This is a genomic window from Microbacterium sp. C5A9 (genome assembly GCF_022627955.1).
GTDB lineage: Bacteria > Actinomycetota > Actinomycetes > Actinomycetales > Microbacteriaceae > Microbacterium.
Genome location: NZ_JABXGD010000007.1, coordinates 126,683 through 147,870, shown reverse-complemented (window position 1 = coordinate 147,870; position 21,188 = coordinate 126,683). Strand labels below are relative to the sequence as shown.

General features: G+C 69.8%; 23 protein-coding genes. 13 read left to right on the top strand and 10 right to left on the bottom strand.

Annotated elements, in window-relative coordinates; translation table 11 throughout:
• Positions 1-27: 27 nt before the first annotated feature.
• The 5 genes from HWD99_RS14300 to HWD99_RS14275 all read right to left on the bottom strand — a co-directional run bounded on the left by HWD99_RS14300 (position 28) and on the right by HWD99_RS14275 (position 5,630).
• Positions 28-1,062, bottom strand: a complete 1,035-nt coding sequence (locus HWD99_RS14300; RefSeq protein ID WP_241796861.1) for an iron-siderophore ABC transporter substrate-binding protein — start codon at positions 1,060-1,062, stop codon at positions 28-30.
• A 336-nt stretch (positions 1,063-1,398) separates the two neighbouring features.
• Entirely contained in the window at positions 1,399-1,602 is a 204-nt protein-coding gene (locus HWD99_RS14295; RefSeq protein ID WP_056310329.1) for a cold-shock protein, read from the bottom strand.
• A 77-nt stretch (positions 1,603-1,679) separates the two neighbouring features.
• The gene (locus HWD99_RS18610) at positions 1,680-4,556 is read right to left on the bottom strand and encodes an AAA family ATPase (protein WP_274618275.1); all 2,877 of its coding nucleotides are present in this window, start codon (positions 4,554-4,556) and stop codon (positions 1,680-1,682) included.
• 149 nt (positions 4,557-4,705) lie between these two features.
• Positions 4,706-4,987, bottom strand: coding sequence for a hypothetical protein (locus HWD99_RS14280; protein ID WP_241796860.1), 282 nt, complete (start codon positions 4,985-4,987; stop codon positions 4,706-4,708).
• A 187-nt stretch (positions 4,988-5,174) separates the two neighbouring features.
• The gene (locus tag HWD99_RS14275; RefSeq protein ID WP_241796859.1) at positions 5,175-5,630 is read right to left on the bottom strand and encodes an SRPBCC family protein; all 456 of its coding nucleotides are present in this window, start codon (positions 5,628-5,630) and stop codon (positions 5,175-5,177) included.
• Positions 5,631-5,760: 130 nt separating this feature from the next.
• Between HWD99_RS14275 and HWD99_RS14270 the strand changes: the two genes are divergently transcribed.
• The 4 genes from HWD99_RS14270 to HWD99_RS14255 all read left to right on the top strand — a co-directional run bounded on the left by HWD99_RS14270 (position 5,761) and on the right by HWD99_RS14255 (position 10,870).
• Complete coding sequence (locus tag HWD99_RS14270; protein ID WP_241796858.1) at positions 5,761-6,795, top strand: aromatic acid exporter family protein; 1,035 nt, start codon at positions 5,761-5,763, stop codon at positions 6,793-6,795.
• Between the two features lie 33 nt (positions 6,796-6,828).
• Positions 6,829-7,497 carry a DNA alkylation repair protein gene (locus tag HWD99_RS14265; RefSeq protein ID WP_241796857.1) on the top strand — a complete coding sequence of 223 codons (669 nt, stop codon included), beginning with the start codon at positions 6,829-6,831 and terminating at the stop codon, positions 7,495-7,497.
• A gap of 46 nt (positions 7,498-7,543) precedes the next feature.
• Positions 7,544-8,257 (top strand): purine-nucleoside phosphorylase, encoded by a 714-nt coding sequence (gene deoD, locus HWD99_RS14260; RefSeq protein ID WP_241796856.1) that lies wholly within the window; start codon positions 7,544-7,546, stop codon positions 8,255-8,257.
• Between the two features lie 99 nt (positions 8,258-8,356).
• A complete protein-coding gene (locus tag HWD99_RS14255; protein ID WP_241796855.1) occupies positions 8,357-10,870 on the top strand; it encodes an RNA helicase in 2,514 nt (837 codons plus the stop codon).
• Positions 10,871-10,888: 18 nt separating this feature from the next.
• On the opposite strand, the gene HWD99_RS14250 is transcribed toward HWD99_RS14255, so the two are convergent.
• Entirely contained in the window at positions 10,889-11,491 is a 603-nt protein-coding gene (locus HWD99_RS14250; protein ID WP_241796854.1) for a M15 family metallopeptidase, read from the bottom strand.
• 102 nt (positions 11,492-11,593) lie between these two features.
• Here HWD99_RS14250 and HWD99_RS14245 point away from each other — a divergent pair, with 102 nt between their 5' ends.
• Both HWD99_RS14245 and HWD99_RS14240 read left to right on the top strand, forming a co-directional pair.
• Positions 11,594-12,265, top strand: coding sequence for a response regulator transcription factor (locus tag HWD99_RS14245; RefSeq protein ID WP_241796853.1), 672 nt, complete (start codon positions 11,594-11,596; stop codon positions 12,263-12,265).
• 28 nt (positions 12,266-12,293) lie between these two features.
• A complete protein-coding gene (locus HWD99_RS14240; protein ID WP_308220740.1) occupies positions 12,294-13,382 on the top strand; it encodes a HAMP domain-containing sensor histidine kinase in 1,089 nt (362 codons plus the stop codon).
• A gap of 22 nt (positions 13,383-13,404) precedes the next feature.
• Here HWD99_RS14240 and HWD99_RS14235 read toward each other — a convergent pair whose 3' ends face one another.
• Positions 13,405-14,061: an FMN-dependent NADH-azoreductase gene (locus HWD99_RS14235; protein ID WP_241796851.1), complete on the bottom strand. Its 657-nt coding sequence runs from the start codon at positions 14,059-14,061 to the stop codon at positions 13,405-13,407.
• Positions 14,062-14,149: 88 nt separating this feature from the next.
• Between HWD99_RS14235 and HWD99_RS14230 the strand changes: the two genes are divergently transcribed.
• Complete coding sequence (locus HWD99_RS14230) at positions 14,150-14,488, top strand: helix-turn-helix domain-containing protein (RefSeq protein ID WP_241796850.1); 339 nt, start codon at positions 14,150-14,152, stop codon at positions 14,486-14,488.
• Positions 14,489-14,546: 58 nt separating this feature from the next.
• Here the strand turns inward: HWD99_RS14230 and HWD99_RS14225 are convergent, their stop codons facing one another.
• Positions 14,547-16,067 carry an SDR family NAD(P)-dependent oxidoreductase gene (locus HWD99_RS14225; RefSeq protein ID WP_241796849.1) on the bottom strand — a complete coding sequence of 507 codons (1,521 nt, stop codon included), beginning with the start codon at positions 16,065-16,067 and terminating at the stop codon, positions 14,547-14,549.
• Positions 16,068-16,300: 233 nt separating this feature from the next.
• On the opposite strand from HWD99_RS14225, the gene HWD99_RS14220 reads away from it, so the two are divergent.
• From HWD99_RS14220 to HWD99_RS14195, 6 genes are all read left to right on the top strand, one after another.
• Positions 16,301-17,365 carry a M4 family metallopeptidase gene (locus HWD99_RS14220; RefSeq protein WP_241796848.1) on the top strand — a complete coding sequence of 355 codons (1,065 nt, stop codon included), beginning with the start codon at positions 16,301-16,303 and terminating at the stop codon, positions 17,363-17,365.
• Positions 17,340-17,663, top strand: coding sequence for a protealysin inhibitor emfourin (locus HWD99_RS14215; RefSeq protein ID WP_241796847.1), 324 nt, complete (start codon positions 17,340-17,342; stop codon positions 17,661-17,663). Before HWD99_RS14220 ends, HWD99_RS14215 begins: the two co-directional genes overlap by 26 nt.
• 52 nt (positions 17,664-17,715) lie before the next feature.
• Positions 17,716-18,045, top strand: coding sequence for a hypothetical protein (locus HWD99_RS14210; RefSeq protein WP_241796846.1), 330 nt, complete (start codon positions 17,716-17,718; stop codon positions 18,043-18,045).
• A gap of 88 nt (positions 18,046-18,133) precedes the next feature.
• Positions 18,134-18,337, top strand: a complete 204-nt coding sequence (locus tag HWD99_RS14205) for a hypothetical protein (RefSeq protein ID WP_241796845.1) — start codon at positions 18,134-18,136, stop codon at positions 18,335-18,337.
• A gap of 113 nt (positions 18,338-18,450) precedes the next feature.
• Complete coding sequence (locus tag HWD99_RS18725) at positions 18,451-19,212, top strand: ribonuclease H (RefSeq protein WP_308220736.1); 762 nt, start codon at positions 18,451-18,453, stop codon at positions 19,210-19,212.
• Between the two features lie 36 nt (positions 19,213-19,248).
• The gene (locus HWD99_RS14195; protein WP_241796844.1) at positions 19,249-19,668 is read left to right on the top strand and encodes a DoxX family membrane protein; all 420 of its coding nucleotides are present in this window, start codon (positions 19,249-19,251) and stop codon (positions 19,666-19,668) included.
• A 110-nt stretch (positions 19,669-19,778) separates the two neighbouring features.
• Here HWD99_RS14195 and HWD99_RS14190 read toward each other — a convergent pair whose 3' ends face one another.
• Positions 19,779-20,756: an SRPBCC family protein gene (locus HWD99_RS14190; RefSeq protein WP_241796843.1), complete on the bottom strand. Its 978-nt coding sequence runs from the start codon at positions 20,754-20,756 to the stop codon at positions 19,779-19,781.
• A gap of 2 nt (positions 20,757-20,758) precedes the next feature.
• Entirely contained in the window at positions 20,759-21,172 is a 414-nt protein-coding gene (locus tag HWD99_RS14185; protein ID WP_241796842.1) for a helix-turn-helix transcriptional regulator, read from the bottom strand.
• Between the last annotated feature and the right edge of the window lie 16 nt (positions 21,173-21,188).

Here is a 21,188-nt window from a genome sequence, read left to right as displayed (position 1 = left end):
GGTCAGATCAGGCGGTGACGCCTGGGATCACTGCGCGAGCGGTGCTGCCAGAAGGGCGAGGTAGTCACTGAGACCCCACGGGATCGACAGCGGCGACGGGTTCGCCGAGGCCGCGATCGGGGTGGCGTCGGGAAGGATCGCGATGCGGCCCTCGGCGATCGCCGGGATCTTCGACAGCAGCGGGTCGGCCTGCAGGGTCGCGATGAGCGACTCGTCTCCGTAGGTCACGAACACGTCGACGTCGGCGAACTTGTCGGCCTGCTCGGAGCTGACGGAGAGGTAGAACTCCTCGCTGTCGGCGTTCTCCTCGACGATCTCCGGGAGCGGGAGCCCCAGGTTGTCGTGCAGGTAGCCGGGGCGCGTGTCCGCGGCCGTGTAGTAGCCGATCTGGCTCAGGTCGGTCGGGTCGACGTAGGCGAACAGGACCTTCTTGTCCTTGAGGATGCTGTTCTCCTCGAGTGCGGCCTCGCCCTCGGTCTTCAGCTCCTCGATCAGAGCCTCGCCCTCAGCCTCGAGGCCCAGCGCCTTCGCGTTCATCTCGACCATCTCGTCGACGGTCGTTCCCCACGCGACGCCGGGGTACGCGACGACGGGAGCGATCTTCGAGAGCTGGTCGTACTGCTCCTGCGTCAGGCCCGAGTACGACGCGAGGATCACGTCGGGCGCGGTGTCGGCCACGGCCTCGTAGTCGATGCTGTCGCCGTCGTCGAACAGCACGGGCTCCTCGCCGCCGAGCTCCTCGAGCTTCTCCTCGACCCAGGGCAGGATGCCGTTGTCGTCGTCGTCACCCCACGTGGCCTTGCTCATGCCGACCGGCACGATGCCGAGGGCCAGCGGGACCTCGTGGTTGGCCCACGCGAGGGTCGCGACGCGCTCGGGCTTCTCCTCGATCGTGGTCTCGCCGTACACGTGCTCGATCGTGACGGGGAAGGCGCTGTCGTCGGCCGGGTTGCCCGCGGCGGAGTCGGAGCCGGTGTCGGCGGCGGGCGTCGCGCAGGCTGCGAGGCTCAGGGCGAGCGCGGCAGCCGTGCCGACGGCGGCGAGAAGACGGGAAGTGCGCACAGGCGGTCCCTTCGGGTTCGGGTGGGGGTGCGGCGCGGGGAGGCGCCAAGGCTTTGGTAAGCCTGGCCTAATCTAACAGAAAGTTAGGCATGCCTCATCTCGAGATCCAGGCCCCGAGCTCCGACCGCCGTTCGTCCCCCTCGGCGGAGCGTGCGGGGTCAGAAGCGCACCGCACCCGCACCCGCCGCGCGTGCGGGGTCGGAAAAGCACCGGAGAACCGCGATTCCGGTGCGCTTTCGACCCCACATCCCGGCGCGGTGCGCTTTCGACCCCGGGTACACAGAAAGCCGGCCGGATCCGTGAGGATCCGGCCGGCTTCAGGAAGTCAGCGCGCGCTCAGAGAGCGCGGATGTTCGCCGCCTGCATGCCCTTGGGGCCACGCTCAGCGTCGAATTCGACCTTCTGGTTCTCGCGGAGCTCCTTGAAACCGGAGCCGGCGATTGCCGAGTAGTGGGCGAAAAGATCGTCCGTGCCGTCATCGGGAGCGATGAAGCCGAAGCCCTTTTCCGCGTTGAACCATTTCACAGTGCCAGTGGCCATGTGTTTTCTACTTTCTGTTTTCAAACGGCCGCTTGCGCGGCCCACGCCGTGTCGGAACGTCCGACATACGCGCTCTCTCAACGTAGCACGGCATGCTGACCGCTGGCCATGAACTCGGACTTCTTCTTGATAACGGCCGCTTCTGTGCGCGTGCTGACACCGAGTTTGCGCAGCACGGCGGACACGTGCACGCTCACGGTCTTGGCGCTGATGAAGAGGCGCTCGCCGATCTGGCGGTTGCTGAGACCCTCGGCGATCAGCGCCAGGACCTGCCCCTCGCGCGCCGTGAGCGGGTCGGAGTCGGCGGAATGCACGGTCGCGGAGACCGCCGCGAGGCCGGACGCCGCAGAGAAGGCACCGACGATCCGAGTGAGCGGCACGTGACCGAGGCGTTCGGCCTCGCGCAGCGCATCGGCGAGCACGGGGGCTGCGGCCGTGCGGTCCCCGGCGTCGACGAGCAGCCGCGCGAGCGCGAGGCGCGTGGACACACGGAAGGTCACGGGAACATCGTCGTGATCGGCGAGGTCGACCGCGGCCCGCATCGTCGAGATCGACGGCGAGAGGAAGGCATCCAGGATCCTCCCCCAGGCGTCGTCGAGCAGCTGGGTCGGCTGGCCGACCCAGGCGGCGCGCACCTCGTCGACCGCGTCGCCCACGTCGGCCCCCGAGGCGCGGAGCTCGGCGATCATCCACCCCGCCTCGAGCAGGAGCCGTCGCTGATGCAGGAACACCGGCCCGTCGTCGGCGAGCATCCGCCTGATCTCGTCGAGCGCACGGGCGAAGTCGCCACCGCCCTCGGCGACCGCCACGCGCATCATGACCTCGTCGTACCAGATCTGGCGCTCGACCCGGCCGGTCTCTTCGAACGACGGATGCCACTCGCGCAGGATCTCGGCCGCCTCGTCGTGTCTGCCCCGCCAGGAGAGCACCCGGACGCGCGTCATCGTCGAGTACATGTGCGAGATGCGCAGGGTGCGCTGCGCGAGTTCGCGCGCGAGGATCTCCTCGACCTGCTCGACCTCGCCACGCTCGAGCAGCGGCACCGCCATGTTCTGCGTCATCAGCGCACCCGTCGTGCGTTCGACGCCGAAGGCTCTGGCGGGAGCCAGGCCGTCTTCGGCGACGCGGATCGCGTCTGTGTACCGCCCCAGCAGCCCGAGCAGGTCGGAGTAGTTGACCCGATACCGCATCTCGGCGTTCGTGCCCTTCGCCAGCCGGAGCGCCAGCGCGTACTCCCGGTGCCCGGCGTCGAGATCGCCGAGATGGGCCAGGGCACCGCCGCGGACGTTCGCGGCGATCGACTGCTCGTCGTCGGATCCGGCGCGTCGAGCGCGCTCCCCCGCCTCTGTGGCCAGGGCGATCGCCTCGACGAGGCGTCCCGCGATCATGTGCCTGCTCGCGAGCTGATTGAGGATCGACGCGCGCAGGCGGTCGTCGTCGACCCGCCCCTCGAGAGTGGCCAGCGCCCGCTCGAGCACGGGGATCGACCCGGCTCGGCCGAGGTTCATCAGGTAGTAGGCCCTGTCACGCAGCAGCCGTGCGTGCATGCGCGGGTCGACCGTCTCGGGGTCGACCTCGTCGAGCGCGAGAGTGACCACGGCGAGCGCTCGCTCTCCGTCTCCGGCGTTGCGCAGCACCGAACCGAGGGTGCGCAGCAGCTCGAGCCGCTCGACGCCGACGACGCTCGCCGCGTCGGGCACCTGGATCCACAGGTCGAGCGCGAGCTCGCCGAAGCGCGCCGCGCTGGCGAAGGCGAAGCGCGACTTGGCATCGAGCATCGCCGTCACGGCCGCGGCGAGCGCCCGACGGTCGTCCTGTGCGAGCTGCCAGTGGTACGCGAGCGCGGCGGGATCCGCGCCGCCGGAGTCGTCGGCCTCGAGGGCCTCGGCGTAGGCCCGGTGCAGGCGCGCCCTCTCGCCGGGCAGAAGATCGTCGTGCACCGCCTCGCGCAGCAGCGCATGACGGAAGCGATAGTCCTCGTCGATCACCACCAGGATGCCGCTCAGCGTCGCCTCGCGGATGCCCTCGTCGAGCCGGTCCTCGGGCAGCCCCGCGAGCCGCGTGACGAGGCGGTGGGTCAGGGGACGCTCGGCTCCCGACACGACCTGCACGACCCGCCGCGCGTCGTCTCCCAGTCGATCGAACCGAGCGAGCAGCAGGTCGCGCAGAGAACCGGGCAGCGGTCCGGCCGAGCATCCGGCGAGCTCCTCGACGAAGAACGGCACGCCCTCTGCCCGCTCGTGGATGCGGTCGAGCGCGGCGTCGCTGAGCGGCTCGCCCGTGATCGCTTCGGCGAGCTGCCGCACGGCCGACGCCTCGAGACGCTCGACCGCGACCCGCTCGAGCAGACGGGCGCGGGTGGACTCGCCGATGAAGCGGCTCACCGCATCGCCGCGGCGCACATCGTCGCTGCGGCACGTGAGCACGAGCAGGATGCGGCCGCGAGCCAGCGCGCGCAGGAGGTAGGAGAGCAGCGCGAGCGTCGACTCGTCGGCCCAATGCAGATCTTCGACGACGAGCACCTGAGGCGCATGCGCGGCTGCGGCGTCGATGAGCGCAGCGATCGCATCGCGCAGCCGATCGGGACTGGTCTGGGACCGGTCGGTCGGGTTGAGCTCCGGAAGGAGCATGCCCAGCCCCTCGACCCCGACGCCCAGCTCGTCGCGCACACGGTCGGCGCCCAGGCGCGCGACGATCGAGCGCAGGATGCCGGTGAGGGGTCCGAAGGGCGTGCGCGAGGCGCCGAGGTCGAGACACCACCCGACATGCACGTCGGCGCGGGTCGCGATCTCGTCGCCGAACTCGCGCAGCAGCCGGGACTTGCCGATGCCCGCCTCACCCTCGACGAGAACCGCGGCGGGAGTGCCGTCGACCGCCCGCTCGAAGAGTCCGCGCACGACGGCGAGCTCGGCCTCGCGGCCGACCATCGCAGCACTCGGGGCGGACGGGGGCATACCCTCATCGTCCCACTCCCCTCCGACATCACGGACGCTCTGCGACCCTCTGCGATCGGAGACGCGCTGCGCCCCTCTGACGTCGGAGACTCTCTGCGCCCCTCTGACGTCGGAGACTCTCTGCGCGCCTGTGGCCGGCGGCGCGGGACTCACCGTGCCGGGGCCGGCTCGCACCCGGCGGGCAGGCCCCTCGCGGCCGAGGGCGACGCATCCGCCGTCCTCCCATCGGACGGAGTCTCGGCGAGCGCACGGGCGGGCGAGCCGGTGAGGGCGCGCAGCATCCGTCGACCGAGCAGGCGGACCCGCCCCGCGGCGCGCGGCACGATCTGATCGGCGTGCTCCTCGAGGAAGAACCGGCGATCGGCGGCCCGCCGGATCTGCTCCTGGTCGTGCTCGCTCACCGTGTAGGCGAGGTAGGGGTGCTCGTACATGACATCTCCTCGGTTGGGATGTCTCCACACTCCGCTCTGAGGTACGCCGTCGACATCGGGAGGATGCCCTATCTTCGCGCGCCCCACCGCCCTAGCCCCCGGCCGATGCGCGCCGCCCTGCACACAGAGAACGAGGCCCGAACGGCGACGGGGACGACCGCCGTTCGGACCTCTCGCCTGACGAGTGTCAGGCCTTCACGTCACCGCGCCAGGCGCCGGTCTCGGCGCCGTGCTTCTCGATGAACACCTTGAAGTTCTTGAGGTCCTTCTTCACCGCGTGCGAACCCGCACCCACGAGTGCGCCGACCTTCTCGAGGAGCCCCTCGGGCTCCCAGTCGATCTGCACGGTCACTCGCGTGGTGAGGTCTTCGATCTTGTGGAATGTCACGACGCCCGCGTGCTCAGTGTCGCCGCCGAGGCTGTGCCAGGCGATGCGCTCGTCGGGGTGCTGCTCGGTGATCTCGGCGTCGAACTCGCGCGTCGCGCCGCCGACCTTCACGGTCCACCGGTTGTGCGTGTCGTCGATCTGGACGATCGACTCGACCTCGTCGAGGAACTGGGGGAAGCTCTCGAACTGGGTCCACTGGTTGTAGGCGACGTCGATGGGAACGTGGACGTCGATGGTCTCGATGATCTGCACCATGTGATGCTCCTCACTGCTCGTCGTTCGTGTCATCCCATTCAGCGCCCGCCCGAGGACGTTGGCGATGGGGTTGACTTCTCGACCGAGCAGGGGCGCTTCCCGACAGCGCTTCGCGAGTAGCGTTGTCGGCATGCGCATCCATGCCGCGATCCGCGCCTCGAAGCGCTCATCCCTGCTGCAGGTGGTGAAGTCCGCCGCGGCGACGATCGCCGCGTGGCTGCTCGCCGGATGGGTCGTGCCGGGGCAGCTGCCCGTGTTCGCGGCGATCGCCGCACTCCTCGTCGTGCAGCCCAGCGTCAACCAGTCGCTGTCGAAGGCGCTCGAGCGCAGCATCGGGGTGATCGTCGGCGTCGTGATCGCCGTGCTGCTCGGGTTGCTGCTGGGGTCGCCGAGCTGGATCGTGCTGCTCGCGATCGTGGTGGCGATGCTCGTCGCCTGGGCGCTCCGCGCCACTCCCGGCACCGGCAACCAGGTCGCGATCTCGGCGATGCTCGTGCTCGCTCTGGGGTCGACACCCGACTACGCTCTCGCGCGCATCGTCGAGACCCTGATCGGGGTGGCCATCGGCATCGTGGTGAACGCGCTGATCGTGCCACCGGTGCTCGTCGCTCCCGCCCGCCGCGATCTCGGACTGCTCGGCAAGGAGCTCGCCGCGAGCCTCGACCGGCTGGCCGACGCCCTGCCCGAACCGCAGACGCCGGCCAGGCTGCAGGAGATGATGCTCGAGGCGCGGCTGTTGAGACCCATGAAGGATGCCGCCGAGGCCTCGATCGACGCGGGCGAGGAGTCGCTCACCCTGAACCCGAGACGGTCCACGCATCGCGAGGAGCTCGTCGAGATGCGTGCGCTGCTCGAACGCCTCTCGCCGATCGTGACGCAGACGATCGGCATGACCCGCGCATACTTCGACCACTACGACGACTCGATCGGACAGGAGCCGGCCGTCGCGGCGATCGCCGAGCAGCTGCGCCGAGCGGGTCATGACGTACGGCTGGCCGTGCAGATCGCCGACGTGGCGCCGGAACCCGACACGCTCACCTCCGTGATCCCCGCGCTCACGGCGCCGCTCGTCATCCGACCCCCGGCATCGACGCACTGGATCCTGATCGGATCGCTCATGGAGGACCTCCGGCGCATCCGCGGCGAGCTCGTCGACGAGGACTGAGCACGAGAGCGGGACGAGGCCTACCCTGGTGACATGTCCGACATGACCGTCGCCGAAGCCCTGGCCGAGCTGGCCGCGATCGAGGATCCGAAGATGCGCGCCGCGAACGAGAAGCGCGGCGACGATCACGGCATGAACCTCAGCCGTCTCCGCGGGGTGGCCAAGCGCATCAAGACGGATCAGCGCCTCGCGAAGGAGCTCTGGGCGACGGGCGAGACCGGCCCGCGCCTTCTCGCGCTGCTGATCTGCAGGCCCCGCGGGTTCACCGCCGACGAGCTCGACGCGATGCTGCGAGAGACCCGCCCTCCCAAGGTCAACGACTGGTTCGTGAACTACGTGGCCAAGAAGTCACCGCTCGCCGAGGAGCTGCGTCTGCGCTGGTTCGACGACGCCGACCCGACCGTGGCCGCCGCGGCCTGGTCGCTCACGACCGTGCGCGTCGCGAAGGACGCCGACGGCCTCGACCTCGACCACCTGCTCGACCTGATCGAACGCGACCTGAAGGATGCTCCGAAGCGGTTGCAGTGGTCGATGAACGAGACGCTCGCGAACATCGGCATCTTCCACCCGGAGCTGCGCGCCAGGGCTCTGGAGATCGGCGAACGCCTGCAGGTGCTGGCCGACTACCCCACCGCGCCCGGCTGCACCTCGCCCTTCGCGCCCGCGTGGATCGGCGAGATCGTGCGGCGTCGCGAGGGCTGAGCATCCTCCTCGGTTCCCCCATCGGCGGCGTCAGTACGCTGAGTGCATGAGCACGCACATCGCCGCAGCGCCCGGTCAGATCGCCCCCATCGTCCTGTTCCCCGGCGACCCGCTGCGAGCGAAGTGGATCGCCGAGACCTTCCTCGACGACGCCGAGCTGTACTCCGAGACCCGCGGCATGCTCGGCTACACCGGCACGTGGGAGGGCCACCGCATCTCGGTGCAGGGGTCGGGGATGGGCCAGCCCTCGATGGCGATCTATGCCAGCGAGCTGTTCGAGGAGTATGGCGTGCAGACCATCGTGCGCGTCGGGTCCTGCGGTGCGCTGACCGAGAAGCTGAAGGTCCGAGACATCATCATCGCGAACGGCGCCTGCACGGATTCGGGCATCAACCGGGTGCGCTTCCACGGTCTCGACTACGCCCCCGTCGCCGACTTCGGGCTGCTGCGTGCGGCCGTCGAGGCGAGCGAGGCCGAGCCGCTGGACTCGGCCGTGCACGTCGGGCTGCTCTTCTCGAGCGACCAGTTCTACAGCACCCGCCCCGAGCTCACCGAGCCGTTCGTGAAGCACGGCGCGCTCGGGGTCGAGATGGAGGCGGCGGGCCTGTACACCCTCGCCGCGTTCCACGGACGCCGCGCCCTCGCGATCTGCACCGTGTCCGACCACATCGTCACGAGCGAGGAGACGACCGCGCAGGAGCGCGAGCAGACCTTCGGCGACATGATCCGCATCGCGCTGCGCGCCGCGACCTCGGTCTGAGTCTCGGCCTTTCGAATCACGCAACTGACCGCATCTTCACGGCACATCGGGTCATTCGCGCGATTCGAACGCGGAACGAGGTGGGATGATCGACAGACCATGCCTGCGATCCTCGACCCGACCACGCTGACCGACGGATCCGATGCGGATGCCGTGTACACGGCGTTCGTGGAATGGGCGGAGTCGACGGGAATCAGCCTCTACCCGGCGCAGGACGAGGCGGTCATCGAGATCGTCTCGGGCAACAACCTGATCCTGTCGACCCCCACCGGCACCGGCAAGTCGCTCGTCGCGGTGGGCGCCCACTTCGCCGCCCTGGTCGAGGGCCGCCGCTCGTATTACACGGCCCCCATCAAGGCGCTCGTGAGCGAGAAGTTCTTCTCTCTCGTCGACGTGTTCGGCGCCGCGAACGTCGGCATGATCACGGGCGACTCCTCGGTCAACCCGGATGCTCCGATCATCTGCTGCACCGCCGAGATCCTCGCGAACCTCGCCCTGCGCCAGGGCACGGAGGCCGCGGTGCACCAGGTCGTGATGGACGAGTTCCACTTCTACGCCGACCCCGACCGCGGGTGGGCGTGGCAGGTGCCGCTGCTCGAGCTGCCGCAGGCGCAGTTCATCCTCATGTCGGCGACGCTCGGCGACGTGTCGCAGCTCTCGAGCGATCTGACGCGCAGAACCGGCCGCGACACGGCATCCGTCACGGGCGTCGAGCGTCCGGTGCCCCTGCACTTCTTCTATGAGACGACGCCGATCCACGAGACGATCGACGACCTGCTCGCGACCGGCCAGGCGCCGGTCTACGTCGTGCACTTCTCGCAGGCGGCCGCGATGGAGCGGGCACAGGCGCTGTCGAGCACGAAGGTCGCCACCCGCGAGCAGCGCGACGAGATCGCGGCGCTGATCGGCGGATTCCGCTTCACCACCGCGTTCGGCAAGACCCTCTCGCGGTTCCTCCGCGCGGGCATCGGCGTGCACCACGCGGGGATGCTGCCGAAGTACCGGCGCCTCGTCGAGCAGCTCGCCCAGCGGGGCCTGCTGCGCGTGATCTGCGGCACCGACACCCTCGGCGTCGGCATCAACGTGCCCATCCGCACCGTGCTCTTCACCGCTCTCACCAAGTTCGACGGCACCCGGATGCGACAGCTCAGCGCCCGCGAGTTCCACCAGATCGCGGGCCGCGCGGGGCGAGCGGGCTTCGACACCGCCGGCACCGTCGTCGCGCAGGCGCCGGAGCACGAGAGCGAGAACATCGCGGCCGTCAAGAAGGCGGGCGACGACCCGAAGAAGAAGCGCAAGATCATCCGCAAGAAGGCGCCGGACGGGTTCGTGTCGTGGGGCGAGCCGTCGTTCCGCAAGCTGATCGACGCCGAGCCCGAGACGCTGACCTCGCACATGCAGATCACGAGCGCGATGATGCTCAACGTGATCGGCCGGGGCGGCGACGTCTTCGGAAATATGCGTGCGCTGGTATATGACAACCAAGAGCCGCGCAAGAGGCAGCGCGAGCTCGCGCTGCGCGCGATCGGCATCTACCGCACGCTGCTCGAATCGGGCGTCGTCGAGCAGACGGATGACGGGGAGATCCGCCTCACGGTCGATCTGCAGCCGAACTTCGCCCTGAACCAGCCGCTGTCGCCGTTCGCCCTCGCGGCATTCGAGCTGCTCGACCCCGACCCGGCCGCGGGCACGGGAACCGGCTCGTACGCCCTCGACATGATCTCGATCGTCGAATCGACGCTCGACGACCCGCGAGCCATCCTCGGCCAGCAGGAGTTCCAGGCGCGCGGCGAGGCCGTCGCCGCCATGAAGCGCGAGGGCATCGAGTACGACGAGCGCATGGAGCTGCTCGAGGAGATCACGTATCCGAAGCCGCTCGACGAGCTGCTGACGGCCGCGTTCGAGACGTTCAGCGCCGCGCAGCCGTGGATCCGCGACTTCGAACTGCATCCGAAATCGGTCGTGCGCGACATGTACGAGCGGGCCATGTCGTTCGGGGAATACGTCGCGTTCTACAAGATCGCGCGCTCCGAGGGGGTGGTGCTGCGCTACCTCTCCGACGCCTATCGCGCGGCCTCGCAGACGATCCCCGAAGAGCTGAAGGACGAAGATCTGCGCGACCTGATCGAGTGGCTCGGCGAGCTCGTGCGCCAGGTCGACTCGAGCCTGCTCGACGAGTGGGAGGAGCTCGTGAACGGAGTGCTGCAGGACCCCGACGACGAGCCGATCGTCCCGCCCGCCCCGAAGCGCCTGACCTCGAACGTGCGCGCCTTCCGCACGCTCGTGCGCAACGAGCTGTTCCGTCGGGTGCAGCTCGCGGCCCGCGAAGACGTCGCCGCCCTCGCGGAGCTGGATCCGTCCTTCGGCGCGGATGCCTGGTCCGACGCGCTCGACGGCTACTTCGCCGACCACGACGAGATCCTCACCGGGGCGAACGCGCGCAGTTCGCAGCTGCTCCTCCTCACCGAGGGCGCCACCGAGTGGACCGTGCGTCAGATCCTCGACGACCCCGCGGGAGATCACGACTGGGGCATCTCGGCCACGGTCGATCTCGCCGCCTCCGATGAGGAGGGCGCGGCCGTCGTCACGGTCACGGGCGTCGACCGGCTCTGACGACCGCCTCTCGCGGACTCAGCGCTGGGTCCTCGGGTCGGTCGTCGGGTTGTCGTACATGACCGGGCAGCCGTTCGCCGCGGCCGCCGGTCGCAGCTCGAAGTGCCAGCGCTCGTTCGCGTAGATCTGGCAGAGGCCGAACTCGGCGCCGCGCTGCGCGAGCCAGTCCTGCGCCGTGAGCGGGCCGAGATCGACCGCATCGCCCGAGACGTGCTCGGAGTTCTCCGGCGTCGCGACCCAGCGCGCGGCCTCCTCGGCAGACCCGTACTGCTCCACCGCCTCCTGCTGCAGCACCTGCTGGTACGCGGCCGAGCGCCATCCGCTGTTGACGTGCATGGGCACGCCGTCCTGCGCGGCGGCGTCGGCCGCGGCGCGCACGGCCGCGAGCAGGTCGGAGTCGAGGTTCGAGACAGCGGGCACGTCGTCGAACACCGACACGGCCCCCTCGGCGCGGATGACCCCGTCGGCATCGCCGAGTGCCTCGCGCGTGACGGGCGGCGCCGCGACCGCATCCGACTGCTGCCCGAGCAGCACGAGGGATCCGACGATGAGCCCCATGAGCATCAGGACGGCGACGGCCGCGACGACGCCGGGACGGGTGAAGGCAGTGCGTGAGTTCATGTGCCCAGTCAAGAAGGGGGCCTGTTGCGAGGGCGTATGCGCTTTTGCATACGCTCCCGATATGCGCGGATGCGTAAGCTCTGAGCACATGGGAGTCCTGCCGTGCGCGTGCTGATCGTCGAGGACGAGCCGTACCTGGCGGAGGCCGTGCGCGACGGGCTGCGCCTCGAGGCGATCGCGGCCGACATCGCCGGCGACGGCGACACGGCTCTCGAGCTGCTCCGCATCAACTCCTACGATCTGGCCGTGCTCGACCGCGACATCCCCGGTCCCTCGGGCGACGACGTGGCCCGGTCGATCGTGGCGTCCGGCAGCGGCATCCCGATCCTCATGCTCACGGCCGCCGACCGCCTCGACGACAAGGCGAGCGGATTCGAGATCGGCGCGGACGACTACCTGACCAAGCCGTTCGAGCTGCGGGAGCTGGTGCTGCGCCTGCGCGCCCTCGACCGCCGACGCCAGCGGGCGCGCCCGCCCGTGCTCGAGGTGGCGGGGCTACGGCTCGATCCGTTCCGCCGCGAGGTCTTCCGCGACGGACGGTATGTCGCCCTCACGCGCAAGCAGTTCGCGGTGCTCGAGGTTCTCATCGACGCCGACGGCGGAGTGGTCAGCGCCGAGGAGCTGCTCGAGCGCGCGTGGGACGAGAACGCCGACCCGTTCACGAACGCCGTGCGCATCACGGTCTCATCGCTGCGCAAGCGGCTGGGAGAACCCGGACTCATCCTCACGGTGCCGGGTGTCGGGTACCGCATCGGAGCGGATGCCGATGGCTGACCCGACCCGTCCGCCCCGACGGCGCGGCATGAGCGCCCGCGGCAAGCTCACCCTGAGCTATGCGGCCGTGGTCGTCGTGACCGGGATCGGACTGCTCGTCGCGGTCGCCTTCTACCTGCTGCGGTATGTGCCCGATGTGCAGTTCTCCACCGAGAGCGGCCTGTTCGTGCCGAACCGGTCCGACCTGATCCGTGCGTTCATCCCGGCCGCCGCCGCGGCGATGCTCGTGCTGCTCGCGCTCGGCCTGGCCGGCGGGTGGATCATCGCCGGACGCATGCTGGCGCCGCTGGACCGCATCGGCCGCGCCGCGCAGCTCGCCGCTCAGGGGTCGCTGTCGCACCGGGTCGCGCTCGAGGGGCCGCGAGACGAGTTCCGCGATCTGGCCGACGTCTTCGACTCGATGCTCGAACAGCTCGAGGCGCACATCGCCGAGCAGCAGCGGTTCGCGGCCAACGCCTCGCACGAGCTGCGCACGCCGCTGGCGATCTCGCAGACCCTGCTCGAGGTCGCCCGCAACGACCCCGACCGCGACGTCGACGCGCTGATCGACCGGCTGCACGAGGTCAACGCCCGGGCGATCGAGCTGACCGAGGCGCTGCTCATGCTCAGTCGCGCCGACCGCCGTGCCTTCACGAAGCAGCCGGTCGACGTGTCGCTGCTCACCGAGGAATCTGCCGAGACGCTGCTGCCTCTGGCCGAGCGCCGTGGTGTCTCGATCGACGTCGGCGGGAGCGAGGCCGTGGTGCTCGGGTCGTCGGCGCTTCTGCAGCAGCTGATCACCAACCTCGTGCACAACGCGATCGTGCACAACCGCCCTGAGGGCGGCACCGTGGTCGTGCGCACGCACTCTCGGCCCGAGGCCGTCGCCCTCGTGGTCGAGAACACCGGGAGCGTGCTGCCGACTGACCGGGTGGCCGTGCTCGCGGAGCCCTTCCAGCGCGGGTCCGAGCGCACGCGCGGCGACGATCACGCCGGTGTCGGCCTGGGCCTGGCGATCGCGCAGCGCATCGCCCTGGCGCACGACGGATCGCTCGTGCTCACTGCGCGCCAGGGGGGCGGGCTGAACGTGACGGTGTGGTTGCCGCATCCGCACCCCCGCCCGCCGGGCGGCGTGTGAGTCGAGCGGGGTCCGACCGGGTTCAGGCGACCCGGTCGCCTCGCAGCGCGGCGAGCTCGCGGCCGTAGGTGCGCGCCGACTGCTCGGCGTTCTCCTTGAGCTCGCGGGCGGTGTCGGCGAAGGCGTCGAGAGCCGGGTTCACGCCCACGAGGGTGAACGGACGCTCGACGATGCGCAGGTCGAGGCCCCAGACGTCTTCGAGCACGCGGCGCAGCCAGGCGGTGGAGTGGTCCCAGCCCTCCTTCGGCGTTCCGGGGGCGTAGTTGCCGCCGAGCACGGTGACGAGAGTCGCGGGCTTGCCACGCAGCGCGGTGCCCTGCGGGTCGATGCGCGGGTCGGTGTAGGCCAGGTCGAACCAGGTCTTGAAGTGCTGCGAGACGCCGTAGTTGTACAGCGGCACGGCGAACAGCAGCGCGTCGGCGCCGATGAGCTCGTCGGCGAAGGTGGCGCCGAGGGCACGCGCGTCGCGCTGGGCGTCGGTGCGCTGCGCCTCGTCGACGAAGCCGCCGGTCACGGCATCCGCCCAGGCCGTCGCGGGCACAGGGTCGGCGGCGAGGTCGCGGCGGATCACGGTCGAGTCCGGGTGGGATGCGGTCCACTCGGCTTCGACCAGGTCGGCGAGCGAGCGGCTGGCGGACGACGCGGGGAGGATGCTGGCATCCAGGCGGAACAGGGACATGACCGTACCTTTCGGTCTGGGGTTTTTTTCCTAGTCGCTCTGTTTTTCTTAGCGGCTGGGGTTAACGTAGCACAGGTACACTGGAGTCATGTCCGAGATCGACGAAGAACGTCATGTGTGCGACGCCGCCGTCACACTGGCCTTCAGCGTGCTCGGCAAACGCTGGAACGGCATGATCGTCTCGTCGCTCGGCGGCGGCCCCTCGACGTTCGTCGCCCTGCGCCGCGCGGTCGTCGGCATCAGCGACACCGTGCTCTCCGACCGGCTCGCCGAGCTCGGCGACGCAGGTCTCGTGGCTCGTGCCGTCGACGCCGGCCCGCCCGTCACGGTCGCGTACTCGCTCACCGACAGCGGCCGCGGTCTGCTCCCGATCCTCGATCAGCTCGGCACCTGGGCGTCAGAGAACCTCGAGATCCGCGCACGCTGACGCCCCCGTTCAGCCAGCCGCCCGAAGGATCGTCAGCGGGATGTTCAGCCGCGACGGCTCACCAGGGGCTGGGCTCGTAGTCCTTCAGGAACACACCCTGCACGTCTTCGCCCGCCTCGCCGCGGACGATCGGGTCGTACACGCGGGCGGCTCCGTCGACGAGGTCGAGCGGGGCATGGAAGCCCTCTTCCGCCAGGCGCACCTTCGTGTAGTGCGGACGCTCGTCGGTGATCCAGCCCGTGTCGACCGCGGTCATCAGGATGCCGTCGGTCTCGAGCATCTCGCCCGCGCTCGTGCGCGTCAGCATGTTCAGCGCGGCCTTCGCCATGTTCGTGTGCGGGTGCCCCGGCCCCTTGTAGCGGCGTGAGAACTGCCCCTCCATGGCCGAGACGTTGACCACGTACTTGCGGCGCGACGACGATGCGGCCATCGAGGCGCGCAGGCGGCTGATCAGCAGGAACGGCGCGGTGGTGTTCGCGAGCTGCACCTCGAGCATCTCGAGGGGATCGACCTGATCGATCGACTGCACCCAGCTGTTGACGCGGTTGACGTCGGGCACCAGTCCCCCGGCGTCGATCGCGGTGCCGTCGGCGTGCTTCTCGAGTGACGACGACCCGGGAGCCATCGCGAGCCGCGCGAGGTCTTCGGCGGTCAGCGCCTGGCCGCCCTGCTCGGCGACCGTGCCGCCGAGAGCCGCGACCGACAGCAGCGGGTGGGCATCGACCGATGCCTGCAGCGCCTGCGGATGCGGGTCGGCGGTGTGTCCGAAGGTCTCCATCTCGGGCAGGGGCCCGTCGGGAAGCGGCTGCAGCTCGGCATCCGCCAGCAGCGAGTACGCCCCCGGCGAGCGGCGCACGGTCTGCGCCGCGTTGTTGATGAGGATGTCGAGCGGGCCCTGCGCCGCGACGGAGTCGGCGAGCCCGATCACCTGAGCGGGGTCACGCAGGTCGATGCCGACCACGCGCAGGCGGTGCAGCCAGTCGGCCGAGTCGGGCAGCGCCGAGAACCGGCGCACCGCGTCGCGGGGGAATCGCGTGGTGATCGTCGTGTGGGCGCCGTCGCGCAGCAGCCGCAGGGCGATGTGCATGCCGATCTTCGCGCGCCCTCCGGTGAGCAGCGCGCGCTTGCCGGTGAGGTCGGTGCGGGCGTTGCGCTTGCCGTGGCTGAAGCGGGCGCAGTCGGGGCAGAGCTGGTGGTAGAAGGCGTCGACCACCGTGTACGGCTGCTTGCAGATGTAGCAGTTGCGGGGCTTGAGCAGCTCGCCGGCGATCGGGGCGTCGACGACGCTGGTCGCCAGGTCCTGGCCGCGGGTCTCATCGTCGATGCGGTCGGGGGCGCCCGTGGCGGTGCGGGCGACGACGGCCTTGTCGGCCTCGGCGATCGCATCGCGGATCTCCTTGCGGCGCACGCGCTTGACGGCCTTGAACATCGCGGCGGTCGCATGACGCACGGCGACGAAGTCGGGGTGCTCGTTGTCGATCTGGTGCAGCTCGGAGAGAACGCGCAGCGTGGTCGCCAGGTCGTCGGGGTCGATGCCGGGTCCGAGGTCGGGTGCAGCGTCGGAGGAAGCATCGGTCATTGGGCTGATTTTACGCGAGGATTCTGGGATGTCGCCGCTCGCCGCGTGACCTCCGTGCGGGTGGCGCGCGGGTGCCGGGCGGGTGGCGCGCCGAACCTCCGCGACGGGCGGCCTTCACGCCGTCGGGAGGCCGAATACCGAGCCTTCCTCCGCCCGACGCGGAGAGATCCTCCCGTGACGACGCCCCGGATCGCCCCCTCCTCAACGTCGGACCCCCGGCGTATGGTCGGAACATGAGCAGCCACATCGAACACCGCGGAATCGTCCCTTCCTACCTGCTCGCGCGACTGGCCGAGTCGGGCCGCTACCCGGGTGCCGCGGCCGCCGCCCGGCAGACCCTGACGGCGGGGCGACCGCCGTTCCGCGCGCGGATCGACCTCTCCATCGACGAGAACGGCGATCTGGTCGCAGAACTCTCCGACGCCCCCAACCGCACGATCAGCGACGCGGGCAACACGCAGAACCTCCCGGGCGTCGTCGTGCGCGGCGAAGACGACGAGCCCGTCGCCGACGACTCGGTGAACCAGGCCTTCGACGGCCTCGGGGCGACCTTCGAGATGTTGCTCACGGCGTTCGGTCGCAACTCCCTCGACGATGCCGGCGCCCCGCTCGACGCGACCGTGCACTACGGGGTCGACTACGACAACGCGTTCTGGGACGGAGAGCGCATGGTGTTCGGCGACGGCGACGGCGAGGTCTTCGTCGGCTTCACCTCATCGACCACGGTCATCGGGCACGAGCTCGCGCACGGCGTCGTGCAGTACACCGCCAACCTCGAGTACCAGGGGCAGCCGGGCGCCCTGAACGAGTCGATCGCCGACGTCTTCGGCGCACTCACCGAGCAGTATCTGCTCGGGCAGGCCGCGACCGACGCGACCTGGCTCATCGGGGCGGAGATCTTCACGGATGCGGTGCAGGGCAAGGCCCTCCGGTCGATGATCGAGCCGGGCACGGCATACGACGACGACGAGCTCGGCAAAGATCCGCAGCCTGCCCACATGAGCGACTTCGTGCGCACGACCGAAGACAACGGCGGCGTGCACATCAACTCCGGCATCCCGAACCGCGCCTTCGCGCTGTTCGCGATCGACCTCGGCGGCAACGCCTGGGAGACCGCGGGCACGGTCTGGTACCGGGCGCTCACCGGCGGACTGTCGAGCACCGCGAACTTCACCGAGTTCGCCGATGCGACGGTCGCTGCGGCATCCGCCATCGACGACGCCACCGCGACAGCCGCTCGACGCGCGTGGTCGACCGTGGGAGTCTATGAAGATGAGCGAGTCCCCCGCACCGACTGACCGCCAGGTCGTCATCGCGGTGGTGCGCACCGGCGGAATCGCCGGCATCCGTCGCCAGTGGCGGGTCGAACCCGACCCGGCCGACGCCCCCGAGTGGCTCACGATGATCGACAGCTGCCCGTGGGATGCCGACGGCGACCCGTCGACCGGCGCCGATCGGTTCGTCTGGCTGATCCGCGTGCGCACACCGTCGGAGAAGCGCGAGCGCGAGCTCCCCGATTCCGCGCTCGAGGGTCCCTGGCGCGAACTGGTCGACGCGGTGCGCGCCACGGCGAAGGCTGCCGCCGCGACGGACTGACGTCTACCCTGAGATCGGGCCGACACCACCGCGTCGGCGCGAGGGAGGCATCATGCTGACATCCGACGAAGCGGCTCGGCTGCTCACCGTCGCCCGCGACGCGCACACGCGCGGCGACGTTCTGCTGCACCTGCAGGTCGAGGTGAGCCGACTCACCGGCGAGGCATCGTCGTGGGGGTCGGCCGACAACCAGTTCACGAGCAACGAGAGCGTCGGGTACTTCCTCGGCGAGGTCGAGGGCGTCGGCTGGCGTCTCGAGCACACCGGCTACACCTTCGTCGAATCGGGTGCGACGACCTCGGCGCGCATGCTGAGCACCGGCACGGGTGTGGTCAATCACGGAGCCGTGGCGGGGTACTTCACGTTCCGTCGCGCGGCCTGATCGCCGCATCCGCCCGAATCGGGCAATCCGGTGTGAATCCGACCTGCCGGGCGGTCATCGAGAGGCCATCGGGGTCAGAATGGTGCGCATGGGTCTTTTCCAGCAGCGCCCCGAAGAGCAAGAGAACGAGTGGGCCCTGCCCTCGGAGCCGCTCGAACGCTCCGAGGCCGAGGTGCTCCCCACGACACCCACCGTCGATCCGCTGTCGCTCGGCATCGGTCTCGAATCCGGCGGCTCGGTGACCTCGATCGTCTTCCCCGTCACTCCCGCGCCCCCCGCCGAAGACGACTGACCCGTCCACAGCGCCCCGATGACCGCGCACACCGGTTCGGCGGAGTCGTCTCAGCGATGCGACAGAGACGGGGCCGGCCGGGAAGTGTCGTCGGTCGCGGCTACGGTTGAGGGATGACGATCACCGCCGCCGCAGACGGCTCCGCCCTGGGCAACCCCGGCCCCAACGGCTGGGCCTGGTACATCGACGACGCGAACTGGGCCGCCGGCGGATCACCGCACGGCACCAACAACCAGGGTGAGCTGCGCGCCGTGCTCGAGCTGCTGCAGGCGACCGCAGGCATCTCCGAGAAGCTGCTGATCGAGTGCGACAGCCGCTACGTGATCGACTCCGTGACCAAGTGGATGCCGGGGTGGAAGCGCAAGGGCTGGCGCAAGTCCGACGGCGGCCCCGTGCTCAACCGCGACCTGCTCGAGGGCATCGACGAGGCGATCCGCGGCCGCGATGTCGAGTTCTCCTGGGTCAAGGGCCACGCCGGTCACCCGCTCAACGAGGCCGCCGACGAGCGTGCGAACGCCGCGGCCAAGGCCTACCAGGCGAAGCAGGAGCCGCGCCGCGGACCCGGATTCACGATGGCGATGGATGCGGGCGCTGCGGCCGCGGCATCCGCACCGATCGCCGCGTCGGCGTCGACCCCCGCGTCGAAGACGGCGGCCGCGGCCCCTTCGTCTCCCGCGAAGACGGCCGCCACCGCGACGGCGGTCGCCGAGCCCCTCTGGGCCGAGGCATCCGACCTGCTCGACGGCCTCGACGCCCCCGTCGACGACCCGATCGTGGTGCGTCTGGCGCTCACCGCCGATGAGCACGCCCGCCTGCGCGACAGCGCTGAAGCGCAGGGCATCTCGCTCGAAGAGGCCCTGCGCCGCCTGATCTGAGGCGGCGCGTCGACTCCGCCCGCGTACACTCGCACCATGTCGAAGAAGAATGTCGCACGCACCATCGGCCGGATCTTCCTCGGCTCCTTCCTCCTCTTCGCCGGCGTCTCTCACCTGACGTTCGCGCGCGAGGAGTTCCAGGCGCAGGTGCCCGACTGGGTGCCGCTGGACCCCGACGTGACGGTGCTCGCCTCGGGTGTCGTCGAGGTCGGCCTCGGTGCGGCCCTGCTGGTGGCTCGTAAGCGGCGCGGGTTGGTCGGCGTGCTCGCCGCGCTGTTCTTCGTCGCGGTCTTCCCGGGCAACATCGCCCAGTGGGTGGAGCATCGCGACGCGTTCGGCCTCGACACCGACACGAAGCGCTTCGTGCGGCTGTTCTTCCAGCCGGTGCTCATCGCCCTGGCGATCTGGTCGACCCGCGCTACCCGCCGCACGGGTTCCGATTCGTCCGCATCCTGAACCGGACGCCTCGGTCGTCGTCCACGACTCCGCACGGATGCAGGCAGTACAGCGGAAGAGGAGGCGATTCTCGAGAGAACCGCCTCCCCTGCTGAGCGGAGTCGTGACCGTCAGACCGTGAGCAGCTCCCGCTCGAGTCGGTCGTACGAGGCCTCCATGCCGTCGGCCATGCCGGTGGCGAGGATCATGTCTCGCGTCTCCTTGTCGGGGTACTCGATGTAGAGGGTGATGAGGGTCGCGCCGTCTTCCTCGTAGAGGTTCAGATCGTTCAGCGTCTCGACCGGCATCCCGATCATCCTCTCGGTCTGCACCGACCGCCGGGGGGCGTCGATCAGCAGCGCCTCGCCTTCGAAGCCGAACGGCTGCCCCTCGGTGTCTCCCACCGGCGCCCACGAGTTGCGATAGGTCTGGCCGACCTCGGTCGCGACGACGCACTCGGTCATCTCCCACCCGTCGGGTCCGAGCAGCCACTTCTTCATGAGCTCGGGCTCGTTGTGGGCGCGCCAGACCAGGTCTCGGGGCCCTTCGACCAGACGCGTGATGCGCACGTGCACGTCGTCGAGCAGCTCCACCCGGGTGCCCTTGCCCTGCGCGTAGTCACGGAGGTCCTGCAGCACCGCGTCGAGCTGGCTCATCGCGAGCGTCGTGCCCTCGACGGCGCCCATCGCCACGACCTGCTCGAGCGCCTCAGCGGAGGCGAAGTAGCTCGTGTTGACCATGCGCGTGCCGTCGGCCGTCGACTCGAACGTGAAGACCATGCGCATGGAGGGCAGGTCGGCGTCGGGCGTGCCGTCTTCGTCGGCGAACGCGTCGAGCACCTCGAAGCTGTGCGGAGCGTCGATGCGCAGGAACTCCCACGTGCCCGAGGCCTTCTCGCCCCGGGGGCCGTTCATCGTGTAGTTCGCCTTGCCTCCGACCGTGTGATCCCAGGCGGTGAAGGTCGCGGGCCATCCGGGAGGACCCCAGAAGCGCTCGAGCTGGCGCGGGTCGGAGTACGCGTCCCAGACGCGCTCGACGGGTGCCGCCAGATCGGCGACGACGGTCATCGTCAGGTTCTCTTCGTCGGTGGTGACGTCGGTGACAGGCATTGTCAGACTCCTTCTTCGGTTCGTGGATCTTCTGTGTCGGTGCTTGCGGTGCTGTTGCCGGTCGTGTCGCTGCGGGGTGCCGGCGGCTCGGCCAGCAGCTCGTCGAGGCGGGCGATGCGCGACCGCCACAGCTCTTCGTATCGGGCGAGGAGCGCCCTGGCGCGGGCGATCATCTCGGGGTTCGCGCGGACGAGCCGCTCGCGTCCCTCGGCGCGCTTGACGATGAGATCCGCCGCTTCGAGCACGGCCACGTGCTTCTGCACCGCGGCGAACGACATGTCGTATTCGGAGGCGAGGGTCGAGACGGACTGCTCCCGCTCGATCGTCCGACGCAGGATGTCGCGTCGGGTCGACGTCGCCAATGCGTGGAACACACGGTCGACCTCCGCTTCGCTCAGTTCTCTTTGTGCAACCATTTGGTTGTACGTTATG